This is a genomic window from Streptomyces sp. NPDC051104, from assembly GCF_040682835.1.
GTDB lineage: Bacteria > Actinomycetota > Actinomycetes > Streptomycetales > Streptomycetaceae > Streptomyces > Streptomyces cynarae.
Genome location: NZ_JBFBBS010000001.1, coordinates 12,671 through 34,030, shown reverse-complemented (window position 1 = coordinate 34,030; position 21,360 = coordinate 12,671). Strand labels below are relative to the sequence as shown.

Annotated in this window: 21 protein-coding genes; 10 read left to right on the top strand and 11 right to left on the bottom strand. The window is 70.4% G+C overall.

Annotated features, from left to right (window positions below):
- Window positions 1-30: 30 nt before the first annotated feature.
- The 3 genes from AB0N14_RS00155 to AB0N14_RS00145 are packed head-to-tail and all read right to left on the bottom strand — an operon-like array spanning window position 31 to window position 2,106.
- Window positions 31-825: an AIM24 family protein gene (locus AB0N14_RS00155; protein WP_366023484.1), complete on the bottom strand. Its 795-nt coding sequence runs from the start codon at window positions 823-825 to the stop codon at window positions 31-33.
- Window positions 822-1,472 carry an AIM24 family protein gene (locus tag AB0N14_RS00150; RefSeq protein ID WP_366023483.1) on the bottom strand — a complete coding sequence of 217 codons (651 nt, stop codon included), beginning with the start codon at window positions 1,470-1,472 and terminating at the stop codon, window positions 822-824. Before AB0N14_RS00150 ends, AB0N14_RS00155 begins: the two co-directional genes overlap by 4 nt.
- A 1-nt stretch (window position 1,473) precedes the next feature.
- The gene (locus tag AB0N14_RS00145) at window positions 1,474-2,106 is read right to left on the bottom strand and encodes an AIM24 family protein (RefSeq protein ID WP_200419462.1); all 633 of its coding nucleotides are present in this window, start codon (window positions 2,104-2,106) and stop codon (window positions 1,474-1,476) included.
- 244 nt (window positions 2,107-2,350) lie between these two features.
- Here AB0N14_RS00145 and AB0N14_RS00140 point away from each other — a divergent pair, with 244 nt between their 5' ends.
- Together AB0N14_RS00140 and AB0N14_RS00135 are read left to right on the top strand one after the other, a co-directional pair.
- Window positions 2,351-2,695 (top strand): DUF3817 domain-containing protein, encoded by a 345-nt coding sequence (locus tag AB0N14_RS00140; protein WP_103838634.1) that lies wholly within the window; start codon window positions 2,351-2,353, stop codon window positions 2,693-2,695.
- Window positions 2,692-2,988, top strand: a complete 297-nt coding sequence (locus AB0N14_RS00135) for an MTH1187 family thiamine-binding protein (protein WP_366023482.1) — start codon at window positions 2,692-2,694, stop codon at window positions 2,986-2,988. Before AB0N14_RS00140 ends, AB0N14_RS00135 begins: the two co-directional genes overlap by 4 nt.
- A 95-nt stretch (window positions 2,989-3,083) precedes the next feature.
- Here the strand turns inward: AB0N14_RS00135 and AB0N14_RS00130 are convergent, their stop codons facing one another.
- Window positions 3,084-3,515, bottom strand: coding sequence for an SRPBCC family protein (locus AB0N14_RS00130; protein ID WP_366023481.1), 432 nt, complete (start codon window positions 3,513-3,515; stop codon window positions 3,084-3,086).
- 128 nt (window positions 3,516-3,643) lie between these two features.
- Between AB0N14_RS00130 and AB0N14_RS00125 the strand changes: the two genes are divergently transcribed.
- From AB0N14_RS00125 to AB0N14_RS00115, 3 genes are all read left to right on the top strand, one after another.
- Window positions 3,644-4,153: a MarR family transcriptional regulator gene (locus AB0N14_RS00125; protein WP_366023480.1), complete on the top strand. Its 510-nt coding sequence runs from the start codon at window positions 3,644-3,646 to the stop codon at window positions 4,151-4,153.
- Window positions 4,154-4,218: 65 nt separating this feature from the next.
- On the top strand, window positions 4,219-4,557 hold the full coding sequence (locus AB0N14_RS00120) for a DUF3817 domain-containing protein (RefSeq protein WP_366023479.1): 339 nt from the start codon (window positions 4,219-4,221) through the stop codon (window positions 4,555-4,557).
- Between the two features lie 74 nt (window positions 4,558-4,631).
- Window positions 4,632-6,332, top strand: a complete 1,701-nt coding sequence (locus AB0N14_RS00115; protein WP_366023478.1) for a methylmalonyl-CoA mutase family protein — start codon at window positions 4,632-4,634, stop codon at window positions 6,330-6,332.
- A gap of 305 nt (window positions 6,333-6,637) precedes the next feature.
- On the opposite strand, the gene AB0N14_RS00110 is transcribed toward AB0N14_RS00115, so the two are convergent.
- The gene (locus AB0N14_RS00110) at window positions 6,638-7,360 is read right to left on the bottom strand and encodes a TetR/AcrR family transcriptional regulator (protein ID WP_366023477.1); all 723 of its coding nucleotides are present in this window, start codon (window positions 7,358-7,360) and stop codon (window positions 6,638-6,640) included.
- A gap of 279 nt (window positions 7,361-7,639) precedes the next feature.
- Between AB0N14_RS00110 and AB0N14_RS00105 the strand changes: the two genes are divergently transcribed.
- The 4 genes from AB0N14_RS00105 (at window position 7,640) to AB0N14_RS00090 (ending at window position 11,885) form a co-directional block, all read left to right on the top strand.
- Window positions 7,640-8,623: a tetratricopeptide repeat protein gene (locus AB0N14_RS00105; RefSeq protein ID WP_366023476.1), complete on the top strand. Its 984-nt coding sequence runs from the start codon at window positions 7,640-7,642 to the stop codon at window positions 8,621-8,623.
- A 620-nt stretch (window positions 8,624-9,243) separates the two neighbouring features.
- Window positions 9,244-9,900, top strand: a complete 657-nt coding sequence (locus AB0N14_RS00100) for a DUF6230 family protein (protein WP_366023475.1) — start codon at window positions 9,244-9,246, stop codon at window positions 9,898-9,900.
- Between the two features lie 127 nt (window positions 9,901-10,027).
- On the top strand, window positions 10,028-10,561 hold the full coding sequence (locus tag AB0N14_RS00095; RefSeq protein WP_366023474.1) for a DUF6114 domain-containing protein: 534 nt from the start codon (window positions 10,028-10,030) through the stop codon (window positions 10,559-10,561).
- Window positions 10,551-11,885: a hypothetical protein gene (locus tag AB0N14_RS00090; protein ID WP_366023473.1), complete on the top strand. Its 1,335-nt coding sequence runs from the start codon at window positions 10,551-10,553 to the stop codon at window positions 11,883-11,885. The genes AB0N14_RS00095 and AB0N14_RS00090 overlap by 11 nt, the downstream gene beginning before the upstream one ends.
- Window positions 11,886-11,964: 79 nt before the next feature.
- Here the strand turns inward: AB0N14_RS00090 and pyk are convergent, their stop codons facing one another.
- From pyk to pta, 3 genes are all read right to left on the bottom strand, one after another.
- Window positions 11,965-13,389 carry a pyruvate kinase gene (gene pyk / locus AB0N14_RS00085; protein ID WP_366023472.1) on the bottom strand — a complete coding sequence of 475 codons (1,425 nt, stop codon included), beginning with the start codon at window positions 13,387-13,389 and terminating at the stop codon, window positions 11,965-11,967.
- Window positions 13,390-13,486: 97 nt separating this feature from the next.
- Window positions 13,487-14,707: an acetate kinase gene (locus AB0N14_RS00080; RefSeq protein ID WP_366023471.1), complete on the bottom strand. Its 1,221-nt coding sequence runs from the start codon at window positions 14,705-14,707 to the stop codon at window positions 13,487-13,489.
- Window positions 14,704-16,848, bottom strand: coding sequence for a phosphate acetyltransferase (gene pta, locus AB0N14_RS00075; RefSeq protein WP_366023470.1), 2,145 nt, complete (start codon window positions 16,846-16,848; stop codon window positions 14,704-14,706). Before pta ends, AB0N14_RS00080 begins: the two co-directional genes overlap by 4 nt.
- Window positions 16,849-17,103: 255 nt before the next feature.
- Here pta and AB0N14_RS00070 point away from each other — a divergent pair, with 255 nt between their 5' ends.
- Window positions 17,104-18,129, top strand: a complete 1,026-nt coding sequence (locus tag AB0N14_RS00070) for an ATP-dependent 6-phosphofructokinase (RefSeq protein ID WP_366023469.1) — start codon at window positions 17,104-17,106, stop codon at window positions 18,127-18,129.
- Here AB0N14_RS00070 and AB0N14_RS00065 read toward each other — a convergent pair.
- From AB0N14_RS00065 to AB0N14_RS00055, 3 genes are read right to left on the bottom strand one after another with little or no spacing between them, the layout of a single operon-like run.
- Complete coding sequence (locus AB0N14_RS00065; protein WP_366023468.1) at window positions 18,126-18,908, bottom strand: helix-turn-helix transcriptional regulator; 783 nt, start codon at window positions 18,906-18,908, stop codon at window positions 18,126-18,128. The genes AB0N14_RS00070 and AB0N14_RS00065 overlap by 4 nt on opposite strands.
- Before the next feature lie 52 nt (window positions 18,909-18,960).
- Window positions 18,961-19,653: a response regulator gene (locus tag AB0N14_RS00060; RefSeq protein WP_366023467.1), complete on the bottom strand. Its 693-nt coding sequence runs from the start codon at window positions 19,651-19,653 to the stop codon at window positions 18,961-18,963.
- A gap of 37 nt (window positions 19,654-19,690) precedes the next feature.
- Window positions 19,691-21,358 (bottom strand): sensor histidine kinase, encoded by a 1,668-nt coding sequence (locus AB0N14_RS00055; protein ID WP_366023466.1) that lies wholly within the window; start codon window positions 21,356-21,358, stop codon window positions 19,691-19,693.
- Window positions 21,359-21,360: the final 2 nt, after the last annotated feature.

The window sequence follows — 21,360 nt, the reverse complement described above, 5'->3', positions numbered from 1 at the left end:
CGTTCGACGTCACACTCCGCAGACTACCGCTCACAGCCCGAAGCGACGCTGGAGGTCCCCCAGCTGTCCGGGAAGACGCGGTGTCCCCGGCTGCCCCTGGTGGCCGGGTACCCCACCGCCGCCCGGCACGCCGGGCTCCTGCGGGACCACCCCCGTGTCCTGCTCGGCCATCAGCGTCTCCGAGGACTGCAGCAGCACCGTGCCCGCCCCGACGAACTCGAACTGGTGCTCCTCGCCGGAGGCCCCGCCGAGCCCCGTCATCGCACGTAGACCGCCCCATACGCCCCTGAGATACCCATGGTCGTAGTGGTGGCACGGCGACGGGCAGTCGGCCCAGCCGACCAGAGCCTGCGGGTCCACCCGGATCGGGGGTTCCATGAACACCACCGGACCGTTGGACGCGGCCACGAACTTCCCGGTTCCGATGAGCGTGAGGAACCCCGGAATGATCGACTGCTTCAGCGACAGACTTGGCTGAAAAGCGAGCAGGTTGCCCGAGCGAATGGTCAGATTGCCATCCTCGAGGTCGAACGAATTCACGTCGAAGGCCCGGTCCGCGAGCAGCATCTTGCCCGAGCCCTCCGCCACCACCCAGTCGCTGGCGTGCAGTGGCGAATGGAACGACGTACGGACGAGACGGTCCAGACGGCCGTGCCCGATGCCGTTGAACTCCATCGAGCCGTAGTAGGCGATCATCTTGCCCTTCTGCAGGAACCACTGGCTCCCCTTGAGCTCCACGCAGAAGGTGTACTTGTTGACGTTGTCGTCGGCCGGCAGCGTCATCGGGTCGTACACGACGGGCCCCGCGCCCGGGTAGGTGGTCACAGCTTCTCCTCCGACGCCTGCACGTACACCACACCACTGCCGCTCAGCTCCAGTTGGAACGCCTCGCCGGAGCCGCGGCCCACCATGTCGCGCCAGCCGAGCGCGGTGGACAGCTTGTTCCGCACGTCACCGTGGTGCGCGACATACGCCTGGGGGTCGACGTGGACCGGGCGCTGCGGGGTGACCGGCACCTCGAAGACGCCGCCGTGCGCCATGACGGCGACCGCGCCGTGCCCCGTCAGGGTGGTCGTGAACAGGCCCTGGCCGGTGACCTGGCCCCGCACCAGCCCCATGACACCGCCCTGGGAGCCCATGAACATCGTGCCCTGCTGGAGGGTGCCCTCGAAGGCGAGCAGCCGGTCCGCCTCGACGTACAGCGTGTCGCCGGTCAGGTTGATCACCTGGATGTGGTGGCCGCCGTGCCCGAACAGCACCGTGCCGCTGCCCTCGACCGTCATCAGCGGCGTCGCCTCGTTGGCGATGCGGCGGCCGATCATCGACATGACCCCGCCCTGGCCACCCTGGATGTTGGGGGTGAAGGAGACGTCGCCCTTGTAGGCGAGCATCGCGCCGCGCTGGCTGAACAGCCGCTGCCCGGGGATCACCGTCGCCTCGATCATCTTGGAGTTCACTTCGCGGAAGGCCATGTCAGAGGTCCCCCGCGATCGTGTTGCGCTCGCTGGGCTGCACGTACACCAGTCCGTCCCCCTCGAAGCGGATCTGGAAGGCCTCACCGCCGCCCTCGCCGAGGAATGTGCGGAACGTCACGCCCGACTGGAACGACTGCCGCAGGTTCCCCTGGTGCGCGACGTACGCGCCCGGGTCGACGGTCAGCGGGTACTGCGCGCTGACCCGCAGCACCACCGCCGGGCCGTCCGACATGATCGCCGCCTGGCCGTGGCCCTCGACCGTCGTCGTGAAGAGGCCGTTGCCCTGCGAGGCGCCGCGCAGGCCGGTGAACGTCGTGCCCGTGCGCAGGCCGGCGTCCGTCGCGAGGAGGTTGCTCGACTCGACGAACAGCTTGTCCCCCTGGAGGCTGACGAGGTTGATCTCGGAGGCCCGGTCCGCGAACCAGCACGTCCCGTGCCCCTTCACCTCCATCACGGTCATCTGCTCGCCGGTGAGCCGCCGGGTCACCATCCCCCGGATCCCCTCACCGCCGCCGGTGAGCTTCTTGAAGGTCATCTGGCCGTCGTACGCGACCATGGAGCCGTTCTTCGCCTTCACGCCGTCCCCGGTCATGTCGACGGCCAGCACCTTGCTGCCTTGGAGTCGGAACATCGCCACGGAGCGAAAGGTAACGGCCGGGTGGGTGCGGCGGACAGAGCCCGAAGGTGGATCCGCACCCTGAGCCCACCCCTAGGGGTATCCGGCGGTCGGGTAAGGGATGAGTCGGCGTGTCGCCGACACCCCGTACCCCCGTGCCCGGCCCGCCGCGTCCCGGATGTCACAATGGGCGGGCGCTTGTGCGTGCGTTCACAAAGCGCCCGCCCCTTCCGGACGAACCTCCCACCGAAGGTGACCCGTGGACATAAAGACCGCCACCGCCCTCCGCCGGCTCCGCCTGGTCTCGGCCCCCGAGGCCGTCTCCTTCCTGCTGCTGCTCGTCTGCTCGGTACTGAAGCGCACCACCGACTTCAACGCCGTGCCCGTGATGGGCTCGATCCACGGAGTCCTGTTCATCCTGTACGTGATCTTCTGGGCGGACGCCTGGAACCGCACCAAGTGGCCGCTGAAGACCGCCGCCGTCTACTTCGTCCTCTCGGTGCTGCCGACCGGCGGCTTCTTCGCCGAGCGCAAGCTGCGCCGCGAGGCCGAGGACGCCGTCATCGCGGCCCGCGCCCGCAAGGAAGGGGTCGTGAACGCGTGATCGTCGCCTTCTCCGTGACGCCGCTGGGCGTCGGCGAGGACGTGGGGGAGTACGTCGCCGACGCCGTCCGGGTCGTACGGGAATCCGGTCTGCCGAACCGCACCGACGCCATGTTCACCTCGATCGAGGGGGAGTGGGACGAGGTGATGGACGTGGTGAAGCGCGCCGTCGCGGTGGTCCAGGAGCGGGCGCCGCGTGTCTCCCTGGTCCTCAAGGCGGACGTCCGTCCGGGCGTGACGGGCGGCCTCACCTCCAAGGTGGAGACGGTGGAGCGGCATCTGGCCGGCGGGTGAGGCGCCGCCGCCCGACGACGGAAAGCGCAACCCCGGCCCCAGGGCCGGGGTTTTCTTCACGCCCGCACTGCGGGACCGAGCCGGCGGCTCTCCGCTCAGCTCTCCTGCTCCACGTATTCCTTGAAGTGCTCCAGATCGCTGCGCACCAGCCGTTCGATGGCGCTCGCCTGGGCGAAGCCCCTCGGGCCGCCGAACGTCTCCCTGACCGCACCCGGGTCGTATGCGAGCCGCGCCTGTACCCGGGTGTGGTCCCTGTCGATCGACTGCAGTGAGAAGGAGCCCTTCAGCTCGGGCTCGCCCTTGGTGCGCCACTCCATCACGCGTTCCCCGCCGCGGTCGGAGACCTCCGCCTCGATCTCCCGGGCCCGGCCGCCCGCCTCGACGTCCAGATGCGCCCGGCCGCCCGCCTCCGTACGGGCGTCCCGCAGTCCGTCCACGAAGCGCGGATAATTCTCCACCCGGTGCAGGCTCTCCCAGGCCGTGTCGATCGGGACTCCCACATCCACGTGTTCTTCGAGGGTGCTCATGGCTGACCTCCGCGTTCGGTTCGTCCCCCCTCCTGCCTCCTGCTTCCAGTGTGCGCCCGGCGACAGCCCGTGGACCGAAAAGCGAGACGGGGCTGACCAGCATGTGACCGGCCGGTAAGGTCGATGGCGTGCCGAAGCCCCTCAGTCTGTCCTTCGACCCCATCGCCCGCGCCGACGAGCACTGGAAGCAGCGGTGGGGAAACGTGCCGTCCATGGCCGCGATCACCTCGATCATGAGGGCGCAGCAGATCCTGCTGGCCGAGGTCGACGCGGTGGTGAAACCGTACGGACTGACCTTCGCGCGCTACGAGGCGCTGGTACTGCTCACCTTCTCCAAGGCGGGCGAGCTGCCCATGTCCAAGATCGGCGAGCGGCTCATGGTGCACCCCACGTCGGTCACCAACACCGTGGACCGCCTGCTCAGGTCGGGCCTGGTCGCCAAGCGGCCCAACCCCAACGACGGCCGCGGCACCCTCGCCTCCATCACGGACAAGGGCCGCGAGGTCTGCGACGCGGCCACCCGGGACCTGATGGCGATGGACTTCGGGCTCGGCTGCTACGACGCGGAGGAGTGCGCCGAGATCTTCGCGATGCTGCGTCCGCTTCGCATGGCCGCCGGGGACTTCAAGGAGGGCTGACCGGCGGTCGTACGGCGCCGGGGGTGCCGGAAGATCGACGCAAACCGGCAGTTACGCTCGTAGCCATGAAAAAGAGCGTGCTGACCCGCTACCGCGTGATGGCCTACGTCACCGGTGTGCTGCTGGTCCTGCTGACCCTCGGTGTCATCGCCAAGTACATCCTCGACGTGAACGGCGCCGCCGACTTCACCCGCGTCATCGGCATCGCCCACGGCTGGCTGTACGTCATCTACCTGGTCTTCGCCTTCGACCTGGGCTCGAAGGCCAAGTGGCCGGTCGGCAAGCAGCTGTGGGTCCTGCTCGCGGGGACGATCCCGACGGCCGCCTTCTTCGTGGAGCGCAAGGTCACCCACGAGCTCGAGTCGAGGATCGCGGAGGACGCTCCCGCGGTCGCGAAGGCGTAGCGGACACCGCCGTACGGAGCCGTGCGGCGGTCTGCCGTCGACATTTACTTGGACGTCCTAGTAAATTCGAGGGTATGGACGCTGACGCCATCGAGGAGGGCCGCCGACGCTGGCAGGCCCGGTACGACGCCTCACGCAAGCGCGAGGCCGATTTCACGACGCTCTCCGGCGATCCCGTGGAGCCTGTGTACGGACCACGGTCCGGAGACACGTACGAGGGTTTCGAGCGGATCGGCTGGCCCGGTGAGTACCCCTTCACCCGCGGCCTGTACCCGACCGGTTACCGGGGGCGGACCTGGACCATCCGCCAGTTCGCCGGGTTCGGCAACGCCGAGCAGACCAACGAGCGCTACAAGATGATCCTGGACGCCGGCGGCGGAGGCCTGAGCGTCGCCTTCGACATGCCGACCCTCATGGGCCGCGACTCCGACGACCCGCGTTCGCTCGGCGAAGTCGGGCACTGCGGCGTCGCTATCGACTCGGCCGCGGACATGGAGGTCCTGTTCAAGGACATCCCCCTCGGTGACGTCACCACCTCGATGACGATCAGCGGGCCGGCGGTCCCCGTCTTCTGCATGTACCTGGTCGCCGCCGAGCGCCAGGGCGTGGACCCCTCCCTGCTCAACGGCACGCTCCAGACCGACATCTTCAAGGAGTACATCGCCCAGAAGGAGTGGCTCTTCCAGCCCGAGCCGCATCTGCGCCTCATCGGCGACCTGATGGAGCACTGCGCGTCCCGCATCCCCGCCTACAAGCCGCTGTCCGTCTCCGGCTACCACATCCGGGAGGCGGGCGCGACGGCCGCGCAGGAGCTGGCGTACACGCTCGCCGACGGGTTCGGGTACGTGGAGCTGGGGCTCAGCCGCGGGCTGGATGTGAACGTGTTCGCGCCGGGGCTGTCCTTCTTCTTCGACGCGCACGTCGATTTCTTCGAGGAGATCGCCAAGTTCCGCGCGGCGCGGCGCATCTGGGCGCGCTGGATGCGGGACGTGTACGGGGCGACGAGCGAGAAGGCGCAGTGGCTGCGCTTCCACACGCAGACGGCCGGGGTCTCGCTGACCGCGCAGCAGCCGTACAACAACGTGGTGCGTACGGCGGTGGAGGCGCTGGCGGCGGTGCTCGGCGGCACCAACTCGCTGCACACCAACGCCCTGGACGAGACGCTGGCGCTGCCGTCGGAGCAGGCGGCGGAGATCGCACTGCGGACCCAGCAGGTGCTGATGGAGGAGACCGGGGTCGCCAACGTGGCCGATCCGCTGGGCGGTTCGTGGTTCGTGGAGCAGCTGACGGACCGGATCGAGGCGGACGCGGAGAAGATCTTCGAGCAGATCAAGGAGCGGGGGCTGCGGGCGCACCCCGACGGGCAGCACCCGATCGGGCCGATGACGTCCGGGATCCTGCGGGGCATCGAGGACGGGTGGTTCACCGGGGAGATCGCGGAGTCCGCGTTCCGGTACCAGCAGGCGCTGGAGAAGGGCGACAAGAAGGTGGTGGGCGTGAACGTCCACACCGGGTCGGTCACCGGGGACCTGGAGATCCTGCGGGTCAGCCATGAGGTGGAGCGGGAGCAGGTGCGGGTGCTGGGCGCCCGGCGGGCGGCGCGGGACGAGGCGGCGGTCCGTTCCGCTCTGGACGGGATGCTGGCTGCGGCGCGCGACGGCTCCAACATGATCGAGCCGATGCTGAACGCCGTACGCGCGGAGGCGACGCTCGGCGAGATCTGCGGGGCGCTGCGGGACGAGTGGGGGGTGTACACGGAGCCGGCCGGGTTCTAGTGCCGCAACAGGCAACGTTCGCCCCGTCGCGACGCCCGGCACTCCCCCAAGCTCTCGGCTTCGCTCGAGCAGGGGGACCCCCACCCCCAAGCTCTTCGAGCAGGGGGGACCCCCACTCGCCGCACCGGCCGAAAGCCCAAGCACATCCAGTACGAGGGCTTCCGGCCGGCACTCCCCCAAGCTCTTCGAGCAGGGGGTACCCCCAGAGCACGCACCGGACGCCGCTCCTTGACGGGCGAACGTTGCCTGCCGGGGCACTAGGCGCGGTGGGCGGGGGTGGCGCCTGCTCGGTTTCGGCCCCGCCCCTACCCTTCCCCTCCCCTGGGGCTCCGCCCCCGGACCCCCGTGTCGGCCTGAAGGGCCTCGTCCTCGAACTCCCCCGAGTTCTTCGAGCGGGGGGGACCTCCGGACGGGCTGTTGGCGGTCAGCCCCAGCAACAGGACTCGGGTGAAGCTCCGCACCCACTCCTCGTCCGCCGGGCGGGCGCTCACCAGGGTGCGGTGGACCACCGCGCCCGCCACCATGTCGAAGATCAGGTCGGCCGTGCGGGCCGCCTCCTCCGGGTGGGTCTCGGGGGGCAGCTCGCCGCGGGCCGTCGCGCGGGCGCGGCCCGCCAGGACCAGGCGTTTCTGGCGGTCGACGATGGAGGCGCGGATGCGTTCGCGCAGGGCGTCGTCCCGGGTGGACTCCGCCACCACCGCCATCAGGCCGCTCTTGGCCTCCGGGCGGTCCAGGATCGCCGCGAACTGCAGCACCACACCCTCGATGTCCGCGGCCAGGCTGCCCCGGTCCGGCAGCTCGAGCTCGTCGAAGAGTTCGGCCACCGCGTCGACCACGAGTTCGTTCTTGCCCGCCCAGCGGCGGTAGAGGGTCGTCTTCGCAACCCCCGCCCGTGTCGCCACGTCTCCCAGCGTGAGCTTCGACCAGCCCAGCTCGACCAGCGCCTCGCGCGTCGCCTGCAGGATCGCGGCGTCCGCGGCGGCGCTGCGGGGGCGCCCCGGTCGGGCGGCGGACGGGCTGCTCTGCATGTCAGTGACCATATCCGGCCCCGTCGATGGCGATATCTGTGCGTCGTGAGAAGTGGTGAGGGAGATCACCGGCGGACTGGTCACAGCCACCCCCGGAGGCAGTTACGCTACGACTCGTAGCGAAAGCGTCCGCGCGCACCGCGCGTGCCGTGTTCGCGAGCGACGACCACTGGCGCCGGGTGGGGACCCGGCCGCGGAGCACGACCCGCCGGGCACTGTCCCGGGCACGGCTTTGACCATGCTTTTCACAGCGGCGTACGGAAGGGGGAGGATGTACTCATGCAGCCACGGAACATGTCCATGAGCGGAGTCGTCGACCTCGCCGCGGTGAAGGCAGCCCAGGAGGCGAAGGCGAAGGCGGAGCAGGCGCGCGCCGAAGCCGCCCGGCAGGGCGGGGGAGGGGCGGTCTCCCCGGCCGACCTCGTCATCGACGTCGATGAGGCGGGGTTCGAGAGCGACGTCCTGCAGCGGTCCACCGAGGTGCCCGTCGTCATCGACTTCTGGGCCGAGTGGTGCCAGCCCTGCAAGCAGCTGAGCCCGGTCCTGGAGCGGCTGGCCGTCGAGTACAACGGCCGGTTCGTGCTCGCCAAGATCGACGTCGACGCCAACCAGATGCTGATGCAGCAGTTCGGCATCCAGGGGATCCCGGCCGTCTTCGCCGTCGTCGCCGGGCAGGCGCTGCCCCTCTTCCAGGGTGCCGCCCCCGAACAGCAGATCCGCGCGACCCTCGACCAGCTCGTCCAGGTCGCCGAGCAGCGCTTCGGCCTGACCGGTCTGACCGTCGACCCCGACGCCGAGCCGGGCGGCGCCCAGCAGGCCCCTCAGGCCCCTCAGGCCCCGGCGGGCCCTTACGACGCGGCGCTCGAAGCGGCCGTAGAGGCGCTGGACGCGGGCGACTTGGGCGGCGCGATCCAGGCGTACAAGAACGTGCTGAGCGACGACCCGGGCAACACGGAGGCCAAACTGGGCCTTTCCCAGGCCGAGTTGCTGCAGCGGGTGCAGGGGGCCGACCCGCAGCAGGTGCGCAAGGAGGCCGCGGAGAAGCCCGGTGATGTGGCGGCACAGATCGCCGCGGCCGACCTGGATCTGGTGGGCGGACACGTGGAGGACGCGTTCGGGCGGCTCATCGAGACGGTGCGGCGCACGGCGGGGGACGACCGGGACGCCGCACGGCTGCGGCTGCTGGAACTCTTCGAGGTGGTGGGCGCCGACGACCCGCGTGTGACGGCGGCGCGGAGGGCGCTCGCGAGGGCCTTGTTCTGACCAGTCGCTAAACGCCCGGAGTTGTGATGCCCGGGTGAAAGATTTACCGACAGAGGTTGACGGCGGTCGCGCTTTACCAAATCTTGGTAATCGCGACCGCTGTTACTGCGAGTAAGGCGGGCCCGTTGTTCTGTCGGGTTCTGTCCGCTCTTCAACCGTTTCATCATCTCCCTTTGCGCCACGAAGAGTTGCCGGGCGATGCCGGGCGGTCGTCGGGCGGTTATCCGGCCGTTACTAGTGAGTAACGAACCCCCTTGCGGGGGCGGCGAGAATGCACCACGATCGGCCACGCTCGGTCCATCGCCGTACCCGACACCCAGCCGGGGCAACGGTTTTTCGTGGGTCCCCACCGGGCAGGAGCCGGCGGCAGTGGCGTCGGCTCCTGGACAGGGGGGTCTCCGCCGCGGCGGAGCCTGTCCGGAGGTTGTGCGTGATGCGTGTCAGGCGCGACCAGTGGTTGTCGCTCGGGGGTGATCGCCGGTGATTGGGGCGCGGTTCGCGCCTCCGAGCGCGGGCGCTCTCCTTCCCGAGGACGTAGCACTTCTCCCATCCCTGCCCGGCCAAGCCGCCGACCGGCAGCGAGCCGGGATCAGGAGATGTACGTCCGAGAAGGAGGAAATATGGAGTCCCAGGTGCGTGGCGGGACCAGATGGAAGCGGTTCGCTGTGGTCATGGTGCCCAGCGTGGCCGCGACAGCAGCAATAGGTGTCGCCCTCGCGCAGGGCGCTCTCGCCGCGTCGTTCAGCGTGTCGGGGCAGGACTTCAAGGTGAGCGCGGGCCAGCTGGTCGGCACCGGCTTCACCCAGTACGGCGCGCTCGACACCGGCAAGGGCCTCGACGGCAAGGACCAGGCACACCCGGTGGCGATCTCGGCGTTCAACCACGCCACCATCACCAAGATGTGCCAGTCCGTGGTCACCCCGATCCCGTTCTTGAACAAGTCGGTCACCCTGAAGCTGACCGCGGGTGACAAGGGCAAGGACGTCGAGGCGGAACAGCTCTACATCGACGTCGCCGACCTCGACTCGACTCAGGCCGAGTTCAGCAACATCGACATCGGCGTCGCGGCCGGGAGCGTCACCAAGGGCCCGAAGCCCAAGGCCGACGAGGTCCAGCAGCAGAGGACGAGCCCCTACGGGTTCGCCCAGCAGGCCGACAAGGCCGTGCTGACCGACGTGCACCAGACGGCGTGGGCGACCACCGCCGGCACGTTCAAGCTCGCCAACCTGCACATGGGACTGCAGTGGGGCAGCGGCGAGGGAATCGAGTGCTACTAGGCAGTCGGTGACGGGCGAGGGAGCCACCGGTCTCCCCCGCCCGTCGTCTCTCTGCCCTCGTCCCCCGGCCCACCCCCACCGCAGCACCTCCCCTCACCACAGCAACACCGCTCCAGGGAGCTATTCGATGAACGCCGAGTCGCCCGCGCAGAACGAGCACTATCTCCGCGTCTTCCGGCAGCGCTTCCGCGACTGGCGGGGCGCCCGTCCGTTCTGGGCCGGACTCTTCGTCCTGTTCGGCGGCTTCCCGATCATGTACTTCCCGTATGCGCACATAAAGATCGGTGCGCTGACGGTGGCGATGGCGACCACCGCGGGAGCCGGGTCCCTGATCATCGGCGTGCTCCTCGTCGTCCTGGGCTTGACCCTGTGGTTCCAGCAGCACGTACGGGTCTTCGCGGGTGTCGCGGCGATCCTGCTGGCGCTGGTGTCCATCCCGGTGTCCAACTTCGGCGGCTTCGTCGTCGGCTTCCTGTTCGCCCTCATCGGCGGGGCGATGGCCGTGGCGTGGGCGCCGGGCGCGCCGCCCGAGGCGCAGGCGCAGGAGGTCGGCATGGGCGAGGGGGGCGCCCCCCAGGCCCTCGACGGTGCGGGTCTGCCGAACGATCTGTCAGGAACGAGCCCGGCCAACGGGGCGAACAGGAGGCACAGTGCCGGCTGACGAGGTGACTCACGGGGCTGACGCGGACGCGTCCCGTGTGAGACCCGGGCCGCGCCACGCGGCCCCCAGGAAGCCGCTGTTCACCAGGTTCCACATGCCGGCCGGAAAAGCGATAGCCCTGGCGGCGATGCCGACGGCGGTCCTCATGGGGATGGGGCTCACGCCGACGCTCGCCCGTGCCGCCGACCACACGCCGTCGTCCAAGAGCCTGACGGTCGACGAGTACCAGAAGTGCGTGGAGGCCCTGGACGACTCCAAGGACGCCTCGTCCTCGCCGTCGCCGTCGTCATCCGCTTCGGCGAGCCCCTCGAAGTCCGCCGACACGCCGGAGCCGACGTCCTCGGCGTCCCCGCAGGGGAGTTCGGGGAAGGCGTCGGACACCACGTCGGGCAAGACCTCTTCGTCGGATTCAGGTTCCGACGACAAGGCCGAGCCCACGCCGTCCAAGAGCACGTCCGGTACGTCCTCCGGCGGCGGTGCGTCCACGCCGAGCCCGTCGGCCTCCGCGAGCGGCGGGAACCTGCTGGAGACGATCGGCGACGCCATCACGGGCGTCCTCACCGGCGGCTCCGGATCCGGTTCCGGCTCGTCCGCGAGCCCCTCCGCCACGCCGTCCCCCTCGGCCTCGGCGTCCGCCACGAAGGGCACCGACGCGCCGAAGGACCTGTCCGACACCGTCAAGGACACGACCGGGAAGGTCACCGGCACGGTCAAGGGCACCGTGAAGGGCGCGACGGACACGGCGACGAAGGCGGCCTCCGAGGCGACCAAGGCGGCGGGCGACACCGTGAGGGCGGCCGAGTCCGCGGCGGCGAGCCCGTCCCCGAGCTCCAGCACGTCCGCCGAGGACTGCCCGGCGGCGACCGGCGACGAGGGCGGCCTCGAGAAGATCTTGGCCCTGCCGGACAAGCCGTGGCACCTGGAAGCCAGCTCGCTGCTGCTCAAGGGCGCCGACTACCAGGGCGTCGTCAAGGTGCGCACCGCGAGCGGCACCGTCAAGAGGGTCCTGAAGTACGTCATCTCCGACGGCACCGAGATCGGCGACCTGCACCAGCTGGTCGACGGCCCCAACGGCGTGACGTACCACGTTCAGGCCGCCAAGGGATCGAAGTCCACCATCACCGGCGGCAAGACGGTGATGTACACGGAGAGCATCTCCGGCAACCTGCTCGGCCTGATCCCGGTCACGTTCAGCCCGGACAACCCGCCGCCGCTGAACATCCCGCTGATCTACTTCACCAACGTGAAGGTGACCCAGGCGGGCCAGTTCGGTGGAACGCTGACCGTCCCGGGTATGCGTCAGTACGTCACCGGCGCGAACTGAGCGCCGCTCGAGACCCGTTCGGGAGCCGCACACAGAGGGCGCCCCCCGCCGCAACGGCAGGGGGCGCCCTCGTCGTGGGTCAGTTGCGCTCGCCCAGGTGGTGGACGCGGACCATGTTCGTGGTGCCGGGGACGCCGGGCGGGGAGCCGGCGGTGATGACCACGATGTCCCCGTCGTTGAACCGCTTGAGCCTGACCATCTCCTGGTCCACCAGGTCGACCATCTCGTCGGTGCTGTTCACGAACGGCACGACGTGCGACTCCACACCCCAGCTGAGCGACAGCTGGTTGCGGGTCGACTCGTCCGTGGTGAACGCCAGGATCGGCTGGGCCGCGCGGTAGCGGGACAGCCGGCGGGCGGTGTCACCGGACTGGGTGAAGGCCACCAGGCCCTTGCCGCCGAGGAAGTCCGCGATCTCGGCCGCGGCGCGCGCCACCGAACCGCCCTGCGTGCGCGGCTTCTTGCCCGGGACCAGCGGCTGAAGGCCCTTGGAGAGCAGCTCCTCCTCGGCCGCCTGGACGATCTTCGACATCGTCTTGACCGTCTCGATCGGGTACGCGCCCACGCTGGACTCGGCGGAGAGCATGACCGCGTCGGCGCCGTCCAGGATGGCGTTGGCGACGTCGGAGGCCTCGGCGCGGGTCGGGCGGGAGTTGGTGATCATCGACTCCATCATCTGGGTCGCCACGATCACCGGCTTGGCGTTGCGGCGGCACAGCTCGATGAGCCGCTTCTGCACCATCGGGACCTTCTCGAGGGGGTACTCGACGGCCAGGTCGCCGCGGGCGACCATCACGCCGTCGAACGCCATCACGACGTCCTCCATGTTCGCCACCGCCTGCGGCTTCTCCACCTTGGCGATGATCGGGACGCGGCGGCCCTCCTCGTCCATGACGCGGTGGACGTCCTTGACGTCGTTGGCGTCCCGCACGAAGGACAGCGCGACCATGTCGCAGCCCATGCGCAGCGCGAACCGCAGGTCCTCGATGTCCTTCTCGGACAGCGCCGGCACGTTCACCGCGGCACCGGGCAGGTTGATGCCCTTGTGGTCGGAGATGACACCGCCCTCGATGACGATCGACCTCACCCGGGGACCCTCGACGTCCAGGACCTTCAGCTCGACGTTGCCGTCGTTGATCAGGATCTGGTCGCCCTTGGAGACGTCCCCCGGCAGGCCCTTGTACGTCGTTCCGCAGATCGACTTGTCGCCCGGCACGTCCTCGGTGGTGATGGTGAACTCGTCACCGCGCACCAGCTCGACCGGACCCTCGGCGAAGGTCTCGAGGCGAATCTTCGGGCCCTGCAGGTCGGCGAGGACACCGACGGCCTTGCCGGTCTCGGCGGACGCGGCGCGGACCCGGACGTACCGGCCCTCGTGATCTTCGTGCGTGCCGTGGCTGAAGTTGAAGCGGGCCACATTCATGCCGGCTTCGATCAGCGAGACGAGCATGTCGTGGGAGTCGACCGCGGGGCCGAGAGTACAGACGATTTTCGAACGGCGCATGGGGCGATCCTATCGGTTTGTTTCGCTACGGAATATTCCGTCTGGCGGAAAATACAAATGGGCGGGTTCGCGCTCAGGCGAGAGTCGTCGAATTTCTTCAGTTGCCCTTTCCGGTGCCCTCGCCGACCAGTGCGTAGGTCTGCGTGGCGATCTCCAGTTCCTCGTCGGTCGGCACCACCGCGACCGCCACCCGCGCGGACACGGGCGAGATCAGCCGCGGCTGGTCGCCGCGCACGGCGTTGAGGTCGCCGTCCACCGCAAGGCCCAGCCCCTCCAGGCCCGCGACGGCGGCCTGACGCACCGCGGCGGCGTTCTCGCCCACACCCGCCGTGAAGGCGACCGCGTCCACCCGGCCGAGTACCGCGTAATAGGCGCCGATGTACTTCTTCAGCCGATGGATGTAGATGTCGAAGGCGAGCCGCGCCTCCTCGTCGCCCTCGTCGATCCGCCGGCCGATCTCCCGCATGTCGTTGTCGCCGCACAGACCGAACAGACCGCTCCTCTTGTTGAGAAGAGTGTCGATCTCGTCCATGGACATTCCGCCAACACGCTGCAAATGGAAGATGGCGGCCGGGTCCAGGTCGCCGGAGCGCGTCCCCATCACCAGACCCTCAAGGGGGGTGAGCCCCATGGAGGTGTCCACGCACTTCCCGCCCCTGACCGCCGAGGCGGACGCCCCGTTGCCCAGGTGCAGCACGATGACGTTGACGTCCTCGGGCGCCTTGCCCAGCAGCTTCGCGGTCGCCCGGGACACATACGCGTGCGAGGTCCCGTGGAACCCGTACCGCCGGATCCGGTGCCGGTCCGCGATCTTCGTGTCGATCGCGTAGCGCGCCGCGGACTCAGGCATCGTCGTGTGGAAGGCCGTGTCGAAGACGGCGACCTGCGGCAGGTCGGGGCGCAGCGCCATGGCCGTGCGGATGCCGGTGAGGTTGGCCGGGTTGTGCAGCGGCGCGACCGGGATCAGCCGCTCGATCTCGGTGAGCACGGCGTCGTCGATGACGGTGGGCTCGGTGAAGAACATGCCGCCGTGGACCACCCGGTGGCCGATGGCGGCCAGCTCGGGCGAGTCGACGCCCAGCCCGTCCCTGCCCAGCTCCTCGGCGACCGCCTTCAGGGCGGCCTGGTGGTCGGTGATCGGCCCGTTCTGCTCCCGGGTGTCGCCCGTGGTGAGCGCCGTGTGCTTGGTCCGCGAGGTCTGCTCGCCGATGCGCTCGACGAGGCCCACGGCCAGCCTGCTGCCGTCACGCATGTCCAGCAGCTGGTATTTCACCGAGGAGGAGCCGGAGTTGAGGACGAGGACACGGGTTGGGCTCACTGGGCGGTTGCCTTCTGCTCGGAGGTCTGGGCCTGGATCGCCGTGATGGCGACGGTGTTGACGATGTCGGAGACGAGGGCGCCCCGGGACAGGTCGTTGACGGGCTTGCGCAGGCCCTGCAGGACCGGTCCGACGGCGATCGCGCCGGCCGAGCGCTGCACGGCCTTGTAGGTGTTGTTGCCGGTGTTCAGGTCCGGGAAGATCAGCACCGACGCCTGCCCGGCGACCTCCGAGCCCGGCAGCTTGGTGGCCGCGACGCTCGGCTCGACGGCGGCGTCGTACTGGATCGGACCCTCGATCTTCAGATCGCTGCGGCGCTGCCGCACCAGTTCGGTGGCCTCGCGCACCTTGTCGACATCGGCGCCGAAGCCGGAGCTGCCCGTGGAGTACGACAGCATCGCGATCCGCGGCTCCACCCCGAACTGCTCGGCGGTGGCCGCCGACTGGATGGCGATGTCGGCGAGCTGCTCGGCGTTCGGGTCCGGGTTCACGGCGCAGTCGCCGTAGACGAGGACCTTGTCGGCGAGGCACATGAAGAAGACCGAGCTGACGATCTTCGCGTCCGGCTTGGCCCGCCCGTCTCCCGCCATCGCCCCATCCGACGCGCTTCGCGCGGCCCCCTTGGTCTTGATGATCTCGAAGGCGGGCCGGATGGTGGCGGCCGTGGAGTGCACGGACCCGGACACCATGCCGTCGGCGAGCCCCTCCTGGACCATCAGGGTGCCGAAGTAGTTCACGTCGGAGACGACGTCGTACGCCAGCTCGACCGTGACCCCCTTGTGGGCGCGCAGCGCCGCGTACTTCTCGGCGAAGGCGTCGCGCAACTCCGAGGTGGCCGGGTCGATCAGCTGCGAGTCGCCGAGGTCGATGCCGAGGTCGGCGGCCTTCTTGCGGATCTGGTCGACGGGCCCGAGCAGTGTGAGGTCGCACACCCCGCGGCGCAGCAGCACCTCGGCGGCATGCAGCACCCGCTCCTCGGTGCCCTCCGGGAGGACCACCCGGCGCTTGTCGGCGCGGGCCTGCTCCAGCAGCTTGTGCTCGAACATCATCGGCGTGAGCCGGTCGCTGCTCGGTGCGGACACCCGCTTGTTCAGGTCCACGGTGTCGACGTACCGCTCGAAGAGCCCGAGCGCCCGCTCCGCCTTGCGCGGGGTGGCCGCGTTCAGCTTGCCCTCCATGGAGAAGAGCTGCTCGGCGGTGGGGAAGCTGGTGCCGGACACCGAGAGCACCGGGGTGCCCGGGGCGAGGCGCGCGGCGAGGGCGAGGACCTCGTCGCGGGGCACCTCGTTCAGTGTCAGCAGCACGCCCGCGATCGGCGGGGTCCCGGCGCTGTGCGCGGCCAGCGAGCCCACGACGAGGTCGGCACGGTCGCCCGGGGTGACCACCAGGCAGCCCGGGGTCAGGGCGGCGAGGAAGTTCGGCAGCATGGCACCGCCGAAGACGAAGCCGAGGGCGTCGCGCGCGAGGCCCGAGTCGTCGCCGAGCAGCACCTTGGCGCCGAGGGCGTGGGCGATCTGGGCCACGGTCGGCGCCGAGAGGGCGGGCTCGTCGGGGAGCACGTAACAGGGCACCGGGAGGCGGGAGTCGAGCCCTTCGGTGATCTCGTCGCGGTCCTCGCGGGCCACCCGGTTGACGACCATGGCGAGAACGTCGCAGCCCAGCCCCTCGTAGGCGCGGTAGGCGTTCGCCGTCTCGGCGCGCACCGACTCCGCGGTCTGCCGGCGCCCGCCCACGACCGGGATCACCGACGCCCCGAACTCGTTGGCGAGCCGGGCGTTCAGGGACAGCTCGTCCGGGAGCTGGGTGTCGGCGAAGTCGGTGCCGAGGACGAGGACGACCTCGTAGTCGCGGGCCACCGCGTGGAACCGGTCGACCAGTGTGGACACCAGCTCGTCCGTGCCGCGCTCGGCCTGGAGCGCGGCCGCCTCCTGGTAGCCCATGCCGTACACGGTCGCCGGGTCCTGGGACAGCCGGTACCGGGCGCGCAGCAGCTCGAAGAGGCGGTCGGGGCCGTCGTGGACGAGCGGACGGAAGACGCCGACCCGGTCGACCTGCCGGGTCAGGAGCTCCATGACTCCCAGCTCGACGACCTGGCGGCCGTCGCCGCGGTCGATCCCGGTCACGTACACGCAGCGCGTCACGCGTGCTCTCCGTTTCGTCTCTGGAGGGGGGTGGTCTTGACCGATTCCGAATGCTTTTGTGGGGTTCTGCGGAGGCTGAAAAAAATCCTCCATGCGAGTGAGCAGAACCCTCTTGACAATACCCCTGGGCGCGGATAAGGCGCCCCCCAGGTACCAGGGATCAAGGGTGGACATGCGCGATCGGCACCCGCCTGTGAGCCGTGAAACAATCGGACTGGCTCACCGGTATCGACAGCGAGCAGGAGACACAGCACGATGCGCATCGGAGTACTCACCGCAGGCGGCGACTGCCCGGGCCTGAACGCAGTGATCCGGTCGGTCGTGCACCGAGCGGTAGCGCAGTACGGCGACGAGGTCATCGGCTTCGAGGACGGCTACCGGGGCCTTCTGGACGGTCACTACCGCACCCTCGACCTCGACGCCGTGAGCGGCATCCTCGCCCGTGGCGGCACCATTCTCGGCTCCTCCCGGCTGGAGCGCGACCGGCTCCGCGAGGCCTGTGAGAACGCCTCGGACATGATCCGCGACTTCGGCATCGACGCCCTGATCCCGATCGGCGGCGAGGGCACCCTGACGGCCGCGCGCATGCTCTCGGACGCGGGCCTGCCGGTCGTCGGCGTGCCCAAGACGATCGACAACGACATCTCCTCCACTGACCGCACCTTCGGCTTCGACACCGCGGTCACCGTGGCCACCGAGGCCATGGACCGCCTGAAGACGACGGCCGAGTCCCACCAGCGGGTGATGGTCGTGGAGGTCATGGGCCGACACGCCGGATGGATCGCCCTGGAGTCGGGCATGGCGGCCGGCGCGCACGGCATCTGCCTGCCGGAGCGCCCCTTCGACCCGGCCGACCTGGTCAAGATGGTCGAGGAGCGCTTCGCCCGCGGCAAGAAGTTCGCGGTGATCTGCGTCGCCGAGGGCGCCCACCCCGGCGAGGGCACCATGGACTACGGCAAGGGCGCGATCGACCAGTACGGCCACGAGCGCTTCCAGGGCATCGGCACGGCCCTCGCGTACGAGCTGGAGCGGCGGCTCGGCAAGGAGGCCAAGCCGGTCATCCTCGGCCACGTCCAGCGCGGTGGCGTACCGACCGCCTACGACCGGGTGCTCGCCACCCGCTTCGGCTGGCACGCGGTCGAGGCGGCGCACCGCGGGGAGTTCGGCAGGATGACGGCGCTGCGCGGCACCGACGTGGTGATGGTGCCGCTGGCGGAGGCGGTGACCGAGCTGAAGACGGTGCCGAAGGACCGGATGGACGAGGCGGAATCGGTGTTCTAAGAACACCGACTCCGCTGCTGGGAGTTCCTCTCGACCGTCTCCCAGAAGATCTCCACCACGCGGTCGAGGCAGTCGCGGCCGGCCTCACCGGCGTCGGCCGCGGCGGACCCCGCGCCCCAGTTCGGCGTGGCGGTCATCCGCCCCTGGTGGTCGGCGTGCATCTCCTCGAGGACGTCCTCGACGAGCGGCCGCTCCAGGAGCAGCAGTTTGCCGACCTGGCGGACGTACGCCTGCCAGCGGGTGGTGACCGCGCCGCGCAGCAGCTGGGCGAGCCGGCCCTCGCGCCCGGTCACGGTGACGAAGTCGGGCAGGGACAGCTGGAGCACCTCGGCGAGGGCGGCGGACTGCCGGTCGTTGCCCCGCCAGGCGTCCGCGTCCTCCATCCGCACGTAGGCGAGGAGCCCGAGGCCCACGGCGTGCGCCACGTCCTCCTGCGCGAGCCCGCGCGCGAGACGGTGCTCGCGCAGGGTGCGGGGGGCGCCGACGAGTTCGCCGGGCGCACACCACAACACGCCCGCGAGCGCGGTCAGTTCGTGCGGCCTCGGAGTGGCGGCCCCGCCCTCCCAGTCGATCACGAGGTCGGGCGTGACATGGGGGAGCCCGTACGAGGAGCGCATGGTGTGGGCGACGTGCTCGGGTTCCATGCCCAGGGCCACCCGGAGGCGGCGGGCGGCGGCGGCATCGAAGGGCGGGATGGGCGGGGGCGGTTGCTGGGCCTGCGGTGGGTGGGCACAAGCTAGAGCGCCGGGACTGGAGGTGACTACGGACTGTTCAGCCATACTCACGCATCGTAGGAACGTACGGCCTCCGTCCCCTGCCCGGCCGGAGAAGCTACCGCCCCCGCTCCGCCGCCGTGACCCACCGGTACACCAACTCCGGCCGCCCCACCTGCCCGTACAACGGACTCCGCCCCGCCCGCCCCGCGTCCACCAGGTGCTCCAGATACCGCCGGGCCGTGATCCGCGAGATCCCCACGGCTTCGGCGACCCCCGCCGCCGTGAGCCCCTCCTCCGCGTCCCGCAGCACCCCCGTCACCCGCTCCAGTGTCGGCGCGCTGAGCCCCTTGGGCAGCGCCGCCGGGCCCGGCGCCCGCAGGGTGGCCAGGGCGCGGTCCACCTCGTCCTGGCCGCTCGCCTCGCCCACCGCCTCACGGAACTCCGCGTACCGCACCAGCCGGTCCCGCAGCGTCGCGAACGTGAACGGCTTCAGTACGTACTGGACGACCCCCAGGGAGACGCCCTCCCGCACCACCGCCAGGTCCCGCGCCGAGGTCACCGCGATGACGTCCGCGTGGTACCCGGCCGCCCGCAGGGAGCGCGCCAGTTGCAGGCCGTGCACGTCGGGCAGGTGCAGGTCCAGCAGGAGGAGGTCCACCTGCGTGCGCTCCAGGGCGCGGCGCGCCTCCGCTCCCGTGGCCGCCTTGCCGACCGCCGTGAAGCCCGGGACCCGGCCCACGTACATCACGTGCGCGTCGGCGGCGACCGGGTCGTCCTCCACGACCAGGACGCGGATGGGCTCGGTCATGCGTCACCTCCGGACGCGGGCGCGGTGCGGGTGCGTCTCATGCGTCACCTCCGGGCAGGGCGGCCTCGGCGCCCGGTGACGTCCGCGGAGCCGCAATGGCCGCCCCCACGGTAGGCAACGGCACCCGGGCCTCGAACTCCGCCCCGCCTCCGGGCGCCTCCGACACCGTGAGGGTGCCGTCGTGGCGACGTACCGTCTGGCGGACCAGGGCGAGGCCCAGGCCGCGGCCGCCCGGGGCGGTGGCGGGCTTCGTCGACCAGCCGCGTTCGAACACCGCCTCCGCGTGCGCGGGGTCCACCCCGTCCCCGGTGTCCGACACCCGCAGGACCAGGTCCGGGCCCTCCGTGTACGCGGTCACCGTCACCCGGGCGCCCACCGAGCCCTGGGCGGCGTCCACCGCGTTGTCGATCAGGTTGCCGAGGATCGTCACCAGGTCCCGGGAGGGGAGGGAGGGCGGCAGCAGGCCGTCGTCGATGCTGCTGTCGTCGGACACCACCAGCTCCACGCCCCGCTCGTTCGCCTGCGCCGCCTTGCCGAGCAGCAGCGCCGCGAGCACCGGCTCGTTGACCGCGGCGACCACCTGGTCCGTGAGGGCCTGCGCCAGTTCCAGCTCGGCCGTGGCGAAGTCGACCGCCTCCTCGGCGCGGCCCAGCTCGATCAGCGACACCACCGTGTGCAGCCGGTTCGCCGCCTCGTGCGCCTGCGAGCGCAGCGCCTGGGTGAAGCCGCGCTCCGAGTTCAGCTCGCCCGTCAGCGCCTGCAGCTCGGTCACGTCGCGCAGGGTGACGACGGTGCCCCGGCGTTCGCCGCCGGAGACCGGGGAGGTGTTCACCACCAGGACCCGGGTCTCCGCCAGATGCACCTCGTCGACCCGGGGCTCGGAGGACAGCAGCGCGCCCGTCAGCGGGGCCGGCAGCCCGAGCTCCGCCACCGAGCGGCCCACCACCTCGCCGCTCACCCCGAGCAGCTCCCGGCCGCCGTCGTTGATCAGTGCCACCCGGAACTGGCCGTCCAGCATGAGCAGGCCCTCGCGCACGGCGTGCAGGGCGGCCTGGTGGTAGCCGTGCATACGGCTCAGCTCGGTGGCGTTCATGCCGTGGGTGGAGCGGCGCAGCCGGGCGTTGATCACGTAGGTGCCGATGCCGCCCAGGACCAGTGCACCGACCGCGACGCCGGCCATGGCGGTCACCTGGTCCTGGACCCGGGCCGTGACCGTCTCGATCTTGATGCCCGCGCTCACCAGGCCGACGATGCGGCCGCCGTCCCAGATGGGGGTGACCGCGCGCTCGGACGGGCCGAGCGTGCCGGTGTACCTCTCGGTGAAGGTCTCGCCCTTCAGTGCGCGCTCGATATGGCCGCGGAAGTGCTCGCCGATGCGCTCGGGGTTGGGGTGGGTCCAGCGGATGCCCTGCGGGTTCATGATCGTGACGAAGTCCACGCCCGTGTGCCGCTGCACCTGGAGCGCGTAGGGCTGGAGCGACTTCGTCGGGTGGGTGGTGCGGATCGCCGCCCGGACCGACGGGGAGTCCGCGACCGAGCGGGCCACCGCCGTCGCCTGCCGGTCGGCCGCCTGGCGGGCCTGGCTGTGGTCGCTGAGGTAGGTGAAGAGCGCGTACCCGGCGACGAGCACCGCGATCAGCACGGCCTGCATGGCGAAGAGCTGACCTGCGAGGCTGCGGGGTCTCGGTATGGGGGGCACGCGCATGG